The sequence below is a fragment of the Streptomyces sp. A0642 genome (assembly GCF_004795105.1).
GTDB lineage: Bacteria > Actinomycetota > Actinomycetes > Streptomycetales > Streptomycetaceae > Streptomyces.
In genome coordinates, this window is the sequence record NZ_SSBL01000054.1 from 1 (window position 1) to 6193 (window position 6193).

General features: G+C 71.3%; 6 protein-coding genes. 3 read left to right on the forward strand and 3 right to left on the reverse strand.

Annotation, left to right across the window (positions count from 1 at the left end):
• Positions 1 to 91: 91 nt before the first annotated feature.
• Positions 92 to 589, reverse strand: coding sequence for a cupin domain-containing protein (locus tag E6R60_RS36215; protein WP_136330986.1), 498 nt, complete (start codon positions 587 to 589; stop codon positions 92 to 94).
• Positions 590 to 749: 160 nt separating this feature from the next.
• Here E6R60_RS36215 and E6R60_RS36220 point away from each other — a divergent pair, with 160 nt between their 5' ends.
• Positions 750 to 1403 (forward strand): hypothetical protein, encoded by a 654-nt coding sequence (locus E6R60_RS36220; RefSeq protein ID WP_136330987.1) that lies wholly within the window; start codon positions 750 to 752, stop codon positions 1401 to 1403.
• A gap of 186 nt (positions 1404 to 1589) precedes the next feature.
• Positions 1590 to 2798, forward strand: coding sequence for a serine/threonine-protein kinase (locus E6R60_RS36225; protein ID WP_136330988.1), 1209 nt, complete (start codon positions 1590 to 1592; stop codon positions 2796 to 2798).
• A gap of 149 nt (positions 2799 to 2947) precedes the next feature.
• Here E6R60_RS36225 and E6R60_RS36230 read toward each other — a convergent pair whose 3' ends face one another.
• Both E6R60_RS36230 and E6R60_RS36235 read right to left on the reverse strand, forming a co-directional pair.
• Positions 2948 to 3772 (reverse strand): hypothetical protein, encoded by an 825-nt coding sequence (locus tag E6R60_RS36230; protein ID WP_136330989.1) that lies wholly within the window; start codon positions 3770 to 3772, stop codon positions 2948 to 2950.
• Between the two features lie 198 nt (positions 3773 to 3970).
• Complete coding sequence (locus E6R60_RS36235) at positions 3971 to 5173, reverse strand: alpha/beta hydrolase (protein WP_136330990.1); 1203 nt, start codon at positions 5171 to 5173, stop codon at positions 3971 to 3973.
• 157 nt (positions 5174 to 5330) lie between these two features.
• Here E6R60_RS36235 and E6R60_RS36240 point away from each other — a divergent pair.
• Positions 5331 to 6193: LysR family transcriptional regulator (locus E6R60_RS36240; protein ID WP_136330991.1), on the forward strand; the 863-nt coding region annotated here is incomplete at its 3' end.

Consider the following 6193-nt stretch of genomic DNA (forward strand, 5'->3'; position numbering starts at 1 on the left):
GCTGACGGCCGGGCCGCGTCCTCCCGGCCGACGATGGCCTGCCGGGCCGGGCCCGGGCGACCTGGGCCGCGCCCGCCCGGCCGACGGCGGACTACCGGGCCCGCGCACCGTCCCACGCGGTGCTGCCGAGGAAGTACGTGTCGTACAGCGCCTGCACCTCCAGCAGGCTCTCCGGGGTGACCTCGCCCAGCGCGATGCGCTTCAAGTGGCGGAAGTACTCGAAGCGTTCGACGCCCGGAGTGATGACGATGAGGATGTCCGCGTCGCACCCGGGCGCGGCGGCGAAGGCGTGCGGGAGGCCCGGAGGGACGACGACCAGATCGCCGGGCTCCGCGGTGACGACCTCGTCCCCGGACAGGAACTGGGCGGCGCCGCCCAGCATGTAGAACATCTCGGCCGAACGGTCGTGCCGGTGCGGACGCGCGCCGTCGGCCCCGCCCGCGAGTGTGACCCGCTGGGTGGACAGGGCCCCGCCGGTCTCGCTGCTGTCGGCCAGCAGCCGGATCGTGGTGGGCGCGCCGCCGACCACTTCGGCGTCCGCCGAGCGGACGATCACGGACGAGGAGAAGTCGGGCGGGACGAGGGACATGGGAACTCCTGTCGGCGGGCGGCCCTCCGGGCGGTCGGTAGATCGTAGGGGAGGCGGCGGCCTTCGCGGCGGTTCCGGTCGACGAGGCCAGGGCCTGAGGCGCCCGGTTCAGGTCCACAACCGCGCGTACACGAGCGGGAGTTCTTGAGAGCATGGATCCATGAGCAAGATCGTGAACTACAGCATGGCGAGCCGCGGAAAGATCGCACGCTTCCTTCCCGGACAGAACCTGAGCGCCGACGACGTGCGGCTGCTCGACCGCATGCGAGGAGCGGCGCGAGCGTTGCAGGAGGATCTGGACGCTCAGGGCGTGGACTGGGGGCTCCCGGTGCAGGAGGCGCTGGAGCACCTGGTCTCGGGGCGTGCCGACTCCCCTGCCGAAGGGGCCGGTAGCGCCTACTACTCGGCTCTCCAGATCGTCATCGACCACAACGGCAGCGACATATCCACCCTGGCGAGCTATCGGAGCCCTGTCACCGTCTTCACCACTCTGGACGACCTGCTGAGCGCGGAGGGGGTCGCGGCGGAGCTGCTGCCCAGCCAGTACGTCTTCAGCGGTCCGCCGTCCGAGATCACGTTCCCCGTTCCCCGGCCGCTGGAGGGGTCGCCCGCCATCGGGTGCTGGCCGATGCAGAAGGCCGGACCCGCGATCCAGGCGTACCGGAAGGTGGTGGACCGGATCGATGCCGACCTCAGGTACGAACTGTCGGAGCTGATCGAGGCGTTGGACGGGTGGTACGCGGACTGGGCCGACAGCGAGGGCGCCCGGTGGTGGACCGAGGACGCCTCGGTCTTCTTCTCCGTCGTCGGCTGAGCGAGGGGCCGCGTGGGGCTCTCGGGGGGCGTCGGACGGCATGCGGCACGGCGTGACGGTGACCGCGAAGCCGATCGGCCACGGCACGTCGGCGTGGGCTTCAGGGCCGACGCCACCCCGGGCCCCCGGACCTCCGCCACGTCTGCGTCATACTGAGCCGCCGGACCACAGGGGGGCGTGCAGCGCATGGAGTACGGAGTGGGCGGCGCGGGCTTGCCGGAGAGTATCGGCGGTTACGCCGTGGAGCGGGAGCTGGGCGCCGGCGGGATGGGTGTCGTCTATCTGGCGCGTTCGCGTGGCGGGCGGGCGGTGGCCGTGAAGGTGGCGCGCCCGGAGCTCGCGACCGACCCGCACTTCCGGGAGCGGTTCCGCGCCGAGGTCGATGCCGCGCGCAGCGTCGGCGGGTTCCATACGGCACCGGTGGTGGACGCGGACCCGACCGCCGCGGCGCCCTGGCTGGCGACGGCGTACATCCCTGGACCCACGCTCGCCGCGTTGATCGAGTCCGAGGGGCCGATGGACGAGGCGCGGCTACGGCAGCTGGGTGCCGCGCTCGCGGAGGCGCTGGCGGCGATCCACGGCTGCGGCCTGGTGCACCGGGACCTGAAGCCCGGGAACATCATCATGGCCGCGGACGGGCCCCGCGTCCTGGACTTCGGCATCGCGCGGGCGCTGGAGTCGACCCGTCTGACGGCCACGGGGGTGGCGTTCGGGACCCCGGGGTTCCTGGCGCCCGAGCAGGCGCAGGGTCAGGAAGTCGGCGGTGCCGCCGATGTGTTCGCGCTCGGTGCCGTGCTCGTCGCGGCGGCGGGCGGAGCCGCGTTCGGGGCGGGGACGCCGATGGGGCTCATGTACCGGTCGGTGCACGAGGCGCCGGATCTGACCGTGGTGCCGGAAGGGCTGCGGCCGATCGTGGCGTCCTGCCTGGCGAAGGAGCCCGGTGAACGCCCGACGCCCCAGCGTTTGCTGGACCTGTTCGCGCCAGGTGCAGCCACGGGCGGCGTGACGTACTCGCCCACGTTGGCAGTACCGCCGCCGCCGGCCTACGCACCGGCCGGTGCCGCCCCGTTCCACCAGGCGCCGACCGGATTCGGCCCGCCGAACTATCCGCGCCCCGCCACCGGGGCCGACCTCGACTTCATCGCGGTCAGCTCGGACAGCTTCCTCCTGATCGACGCCGCGGGGGTGGAGCTCGGAACGCCGGCCGGTGAGGCCCGGTTTCCTTGGGCCGATATCGGCACGGTCGAGTACGCGGCACTGAGCCCGAAACACCTCGGGGTGACCGTGCGTCTCCGCAACGGCGCCGGCTACCCGTGCGTGCTCGTGGCCCGCAAGCGAGCCCGGCTCCGGGAGTGGCTGGAGGACCTGCCGCTGATTCTGGAGTGCTTCAGGTAGTCCCGAGAGCCTCGGCCACGTAGCGCATGTGCGCGGGATCGCAGGCGATCACGCTCGTGACCACCTCTGCGCGGACTCCCACCAGGCAGGCAACCGAGGTGTCCGAGCGGGCTCCGTGGACGGGTCGGCCAAGGAGCACGCCCGGAGTTCTACACCGTGTGCATCACGCGCGGCAACGCCGAGTGCATCGACCGGGGCCGAGTGGCGACATGGTCCCCGCCCGACGTCGACGCCCCGGAGGTGGAGTTGCCGTAGTACGTCCACCGCCACGTCCCCGGCCCGGTGGCCTTCACCGTCGTCCTGAGGGACCCGGTCGCGCCCGATGTCGTGGTCTTGACCGTCCGGTACGAGGAGGCGCCCGCCGGCTTGAACTGCAGGCTGACGCTACGGCCCGCGTACCCCTGGTACGTGTGGGTGTCCCAGTTCGCCCGTGTGAGACGCCCGGACACGGTGATCGTCCTCCCCATCGCCACAGGCTCCGGCGAGGCGTCGACCGTGAGGCGCGTGGCGCGCTGGACCCGCACCGGAAGGTTCACGTCGTCGATGTCCTGGGAGTCGCCGGGGAGGAAGACCCGCGCGGCGGTTCGCCAGGTGCCCGCGTCCTCGTTCCCGAAGTCGAGGTCCCGTGGGTCGATGTACAGCCACTCCTCGAAGTCGCAGACTCCCTTCGCCCTGTCCACGACCTTGCAATCGCTGCCTTCGATGGCGTTCCACAGGGTCTCCGGGCGCTCAATGGTCCCCCGGTAGGGGAACACCATCGGCCCGTAGTTGTACCGGAGTGTGGTCGTCATCCGGAATGCCGCAGGCACCTCCACCCTTTCCTTGACCCCGATCACGATCGGCTTCCCGCCGTTCACGGAGACCCTGCTGAAGGAGACCCCACCCTCCGCCGCTCCGGCCGGCATCGCCGCCACGCCGGTGAACACCAGCGCGGCTCCACCGGCGACCACCGCCTTCCACATCGTCCCGGCCATCCTCAAGCTCGCCCCTTCCTCGCGGCCCGGGCCGGACGCGTCGCGCACCGGCCGAAGACCTGTCCTGTCGGCTGACTGTGGGACAAGGGAGCGCTGTGCAGGGTTGTACGCGGTGCGGCAACGATGTGACCACCCGGGGGGCCACCCGGAGGCGGCCCATGGCTCGCAGCGGACGGCTCACCACGATCAGGAGCGGGATCAGCGGTCCGAGAGGTCCTGGCGGCCCGGTTCCCGCGTGTGCTGCCGCGCGCTCAGGACCCAGGCCGCGAACGCCTCGACACCGTCCACGACCGCGTCGAAGCGTGCCGAGTGGTAGACGTCGAACGAGTGCTGGCCCCCCGGCAGTTCGGCGTAGACCACGGGGCTGTCCGAGGTGCCGCGCAGCTGTGCGACGAAGTTCCGGGCGCCCTCGACGGTCCCCAGCGCGTCCTTGGTGCCGTGGGCGACGAGGAACGGCGGTGCACCGGGGTGGAGGTAGCCCTGTGGCTGGGGCGCGGGTGCCGGCTCGTCCGGCGGGTCGCCGAAGTAGTGGCCGTAGAAGCCGTAGAGACAGATCGCCGCCGTGACCGAGGTGTCGGCCGACTCGAATCCGGGCTGGAACTGCGGGTGGTTCGGTGTGAGCGCGCACAGGGACGCCATGTTGGAGCCGGCGGAACTGCCCGCCACGAACAGCTTCGACGGGTCACAGCCGTACGCGGAGCCGTGCTCGCGCACCCAGGCGATCACCTTCTTGGCGTCGATCTGGTGCCCGGGGAAGGTGGTCTCGGGCCGGAGCCGGTAGTTGGCGCTGACGCACACCCATCCCTGGCCGGCGAGCTGGTACAGCAGAGGCCGTGCCTCGCGGCTCTTCGCGCCGCGTGCGTAGTGGCCGCCGTGGAAGTGGATCAGGACCGGGGCGTTCGGCGGTGCGTCACGGCGACGGTAGACATCGAGGAGATTCCGGCGTCCGGCGTCCCCGTAGCTGATGTCGGAGATCCGCTCCACGCCCCGTCGCCGCATGAAGGCCGGCAGCAGCACGATGCGGAGCCATGGCCGGTGGCGGCGCAGCGGTACGCGCACGCGGTCCCGCCAGTCGGTCCCGAGCCCTTCGTCGAGGGCCCGTGCGACGGCCTGGTCCGTGCGCACCCCCCGCCAGGCGGAGAGGGCCAGCCCGGCGGTGGTGACCGCAGCCACCGCGACCGTCACCTGGGCGGGCGTCGAACCCAGGTCGTCCTGTGCGGCGGCGAGGGCCGTGGAGGCGGCCAGGACGAGGATGCCCAGGAAGGGGACCTCGTTGAGGACCATGCCGGACCAGAAGCTCAGTTGCGCCAGCGGCCCGGGGCGGCGGGGCGCGACCACCGCGAAGAACGTGCACCAGGCGAGGAGTGCCGTCGTCACCACGTATCCGATCGGTGTGGCCATGCTGGATCCCCCGTCCCCGCTGGTCTCCCTGCCGTCCGCAGGGCACTCGGCCGGTGCGTGCGCCGCTTCTTCGCAGTCTTGCCGTCGGCGGGCCCGGCATCAACGACGGTCCTGATAACGTCTTTTAACTCTGAGATAACGAATCCGGAGCACACGCATGGAGATGCGGGAGATCGAGATCTTCCTGACGCTGGCGGAAGAGCTGCACTTCAGTCGTACGGCCGAGCGGCTGAACGTCAGCTCCGCACGCGTCAGTCAGACGATCAAGAAGCAGGAACGACGCATCGGCGGCCTCCTGTTCCACCGCACCACGCGGAGCGTGCGCCTGTCTCCCCTCGGCGAGGAGCTGTACCAGGCGCTCAAGGGCGGATACCGGCAGATCATGCAGGGAATCGCGACGGCTGAGGCTGCCGCCGAGGGCGCCTCGGGCACGCTGACCCTCGGCACAGTCGGCCCGTACTCCCTGCAGATCAAGGACACGCTGGACCTGTTCCGGGCCCGCCACCCCCACGCCCGCGTTCAGCACCGCGAAATACAGCCCGCGTCCCCGCTGGACCTGCTGAAGTCGGGCGGCCTGGATGTGGCACATCTGTGGCTGCCGGTCGATGAACCCGGCCTGACCGTCAGCCCGACTTCGTACGCCTCCGAGGTGCTGCTGATGACGTCCGCCGATCACCCCTTCGCGGCCCATGAGTCCATATGTCTGGAGGATCTGGGGGACTGCACCGTGGTCGGGGGCCAGTCGATCCCTCCTCGCATGGAGGAGGTCTTCAATCCTCGGTACACCCCTTCCGGCCGTCCTGTCCGCCGTGGTCCGAGGGTCTCCACCTGGCAGGAGGCGCTCAGCGTCGTGTCCTCGGGCCAGGCCACCGCTGGGGTCACGGCGGAGGTCGCCCACTTCTACCCATGGCCGAGTCTGGCCTTCGTCCCCGTCCGGGACGCTCCGCCCTGCCAGTGGGCCTTCGTATGGCGCACGGGGGGCGAGACGCCGCTCGTGCGTGCCTTCGCCCGGGCGGCGGC

Excerpts from the sequence above, each read along its gene's own strand:
- E6R60_RS36215 (WP_136330986.1), bottom strand. The coding sequence starts at position 589 with ATGTCCCTCGTCCCGCCCGACTTCTCCTCGTCCGTGATCGTCCGCTCG.
- E6R60_RS36220 (WP_136330987.1), top strand. The coding sequence starts at position 750 with ATGAGCAAGATCGTGAACTACAGCATGGCGAGCCGCGGAAAGATCGCA.
- E6R60_RS36225 (WP_136330988.1), top strand. The coding sequence starts at position 1,590 with ATGGAGTACGGAGTGGGCGGCGCGGGCTTGCCGGAGAGTATCGGCGGT.
- E6R60_RS36230 (WP_136330989.1), bottom strand. The coding sequence starts at position 3,772 with ATGGCCGGGACGATGTGGAAGGCGGTGGTCGCCGGTGGAGCCGCGCTG.
- E6R60_RS36235 (WP_136330990.1), bottom strand. The coding sequence starts at position 5,173 with ATGGCCACACCGATCGGATACGTGGTGACGACGGCACTCCTCGCCTGG.